Below are 2712 nucleotides of genomic sequence, written 5' to 3'. Positions count from 1 at the left end.
AGTTAAAGCAGCAGCATTAAGCACTTTTTTTGCACCATAAAGCTCTTCAGAATCTAAAAATCCGCCCTTATCCAAAATTTTTATAGCCCTATTAGAAGCATCAAACTCTACAGGCAATGTTATTAAAGAAAAGAAAACAGCAAAAGCAAATAATATAATTCCCCCCATCATAAGATATTGAGAAATGCTTCCAGCCCCTCCAATAACAATGCCAATAAGTACAAGCATAGGTCCAAATTGATTGCCAATAGCACATAATGGATAAAAACTATTTCTTAAAGTTAAAGGTGCATAGCTTCTATCATGTTGTATAGCATGACCTACCTCATGAGCAGCAATACCCAAAGCAGCAACATCTGTGCCATTATAAACATTATTAGAAAGTCTTAAAACTTTAGCACTTGGGTCATAATGGTCTGTTAAATGTCCGTTTATTCTCTCTATAGGAATATTTAAGCCATAAGCATCTAATATATATTTTGCTGTTTGTGCTCCTGTTATTCCTCTTTTGTTCTCTACCCTGCTATACTTTGAATAAGCACCATTTACTTTCATCTGTGCCCATAAACCCAATAATATACCGGGTATTAATATCCATATATATCCAAAATAATATTCAAAATATCCGCCAAACATTATTTATCCTCCTAAAATTACTCTAAAATTATAGCATTAAAATATAACAACCTCAATACCAATAAAGTAAAATATTTTTACTTCTTTGTAAGAGTTAATATTAAAACTTGAACAACAGACATATCAATTTCAGGAACTCTCAAAGCCTGAGCGATATTATACGGCTTATATTGTTTGAGTTTGTTAATAGCATCAATCTTGACACTCTTTAAAGTAGAATAATCAAAATCTTCAGGTATACGCATTTTCTCGTATTTTTCTATATCTCTTATTTCGTTTAAATATCTTGCAATATATCCTTCATATTTTATAGCAATCTCGGCATTCTCTAAAACATTTTTATTATAATCACCGTCTATTAAATGTTTAAGCATATCAATACCGCATTCAGGACGTTTTATTATAGAAGATAAACTCATTGTACGGTACTCTTCAGCCTCTTTTGTAAAACCTAACTCTTCGGTTTCTTTTTGAGTGAGCGTGCGTTTGTTTAAGTATTCCACAAGTATTTGAGTTTTTTGTTTTTTATCTCTTACTTTCTCTAATCGTTCTTTACTTGCAAGCCCTATATTATAAGAAAGCTCTGTAAGTCTTTCATCAGCATTATCCTGCCTTAAAAGCATTCTATGTTCTGCTTGAGAAGTAAACATTCTATGAGGCTCTTTAGTTCCTTTGGTAGTTAAATCATCAATTAAAACTCCGATATATCCATCGCTTCTTTTTAATATAAATGGTTCTTCTTTTTTTATTTTTAAACTTGCATTTATTCCAGCCATAATACCTTGACAAGCTGCCTCTTCATATCCGCTTGTGCCGTTAATTTGACCTGCCAAAAATAATCCTTCTATTTTTTTGGTTTCAAGTGTAGGCTTTAATTCTATAGGGTTTACATAATCATATTCTACAGCATATGCTGGTTTTAATATCTTTACTTCTTCTAAACCTTTTAATGACCTTATCATCTTTATTTGAACATCTTCAGGCAAACTTGAAGAAAATCCATTAATATAAACTTCATTAGTTCTGTAGCTTTCTCTCTCTAAGTGTAATTGATGACGAGGCTTATCTGCAAACCTTACAACTTTATCTTCTATGCTTGGGCAGTATCTTGGTCCTATTCCTGTTATCACTCCGCTATACATTGGAGATAAATGAATATTATCTTGAATTATTTTATGTATATTTTCATCTGTGTAAGTGATATAGCAAGGCTCTTGAACAATATCTATTTTATCGTCCAAAAAAGAAAATGGAGTTATTTCATCATCACCTTTTTGCATTTCTAATATATCAAAGTTAATAGAATAATAATCCACTCTTGCAGGTGTTCCTGTTTTTAATCTTCCTACTTCAAGGCCCAAACTTCTTAAATTATCAGAAAGCCCTATTGCTGGAAGCTCGCCAATTCTACCTGCCTGTTTTTGATATTTACCAATATGAATAAGCCCATTTAAAAATGTGCCTGTTGTTAGTATCACTGCTTGGCATTCGTATTCCCTTCCTCTTTCTGTTTTTAGTCCTTTAACTACATTATTTTCTACTACTATTTCTGTAACTATATCTTGATGAAGTGTGAGATTATCCTCGGCGTATAATGTTTTAGTAGCCTCTTCTTTGTATGCATATTTATCTGCCTGTGCACGCGGAGCCCATACTGCTTTGCCTTTGCTTCTGTTTAGCATTCTAAATTGCATCATAGTTTTATCTATTAATATGCCCATCTCACCGCCGAGTGCATCAATCTCTTTTACAATAGTGCCCTTAGCAACTCCTCCTATAGAAGGATTACAAGACATCTGCCCTATAGTATCCAAATTAATAGATATAATTAAAGTTTTCATTCCAAGTCTTGCAGAAGAAAGTGCAGCCTCTATGCCAGCATGTCCAGCACCAACTACTATAACATCATATTTATTATTCATAATTAAGACTTCTCTCTATATTTTTTATTTAATTATTAAAAATGATATATTAAAAATACCATATTGTAAAGCTGCATTTTTATAACTTAATTTTTATATTATATTGACTTCATAGTAATTCTATATTATTATAATTTTCATAATTATTTATGAA

2 protein-coding genes are annotated in these 2712 nt (G+C 31.6%); both read right to left on the bottom strand.

Going from position 1 to position 2712, the window contains the following annotated elements; translation table 11 throughout:
* Positions 1–636, bottom strand: a 636-nt coding sequence (locus E6A48_RS10980; protein ID WP_219710308.1) for a zinc metallopeptidase, incomplete at its 3' end; no start/stop codon positions are given.
* Positions 637–713: 77 nt separating this feature from the next.
* Entirely contained in the window at positions 714–2558 is a 1845-nt protein-coding gene (gene mnmG, locus E6A48_RS10975) for a tRNA uridine-5-carboxymethylaminomethyl(34) synthesis enzyme MnmG (RefSeq protein ID WP_219710307.1), read from the bottom strand.
* Between the last annotated feature and the right edge of the window lie 154 nt (positions 2559–2712).

The sequence above is a fragment of the Brachyspira pilosicoli genome (assembly GCF_019402445.1).
GTDB classification, from domain to species: Bacteria; Spirochaetota; Brachyspiria; order Brachyspirales; family Brachyspiraceae; genus Brachyspira; species Brachyspira pilosicoli_B.
This window is presented reverse-complemented; position numbering and strand designations above follow the sequence as displayed.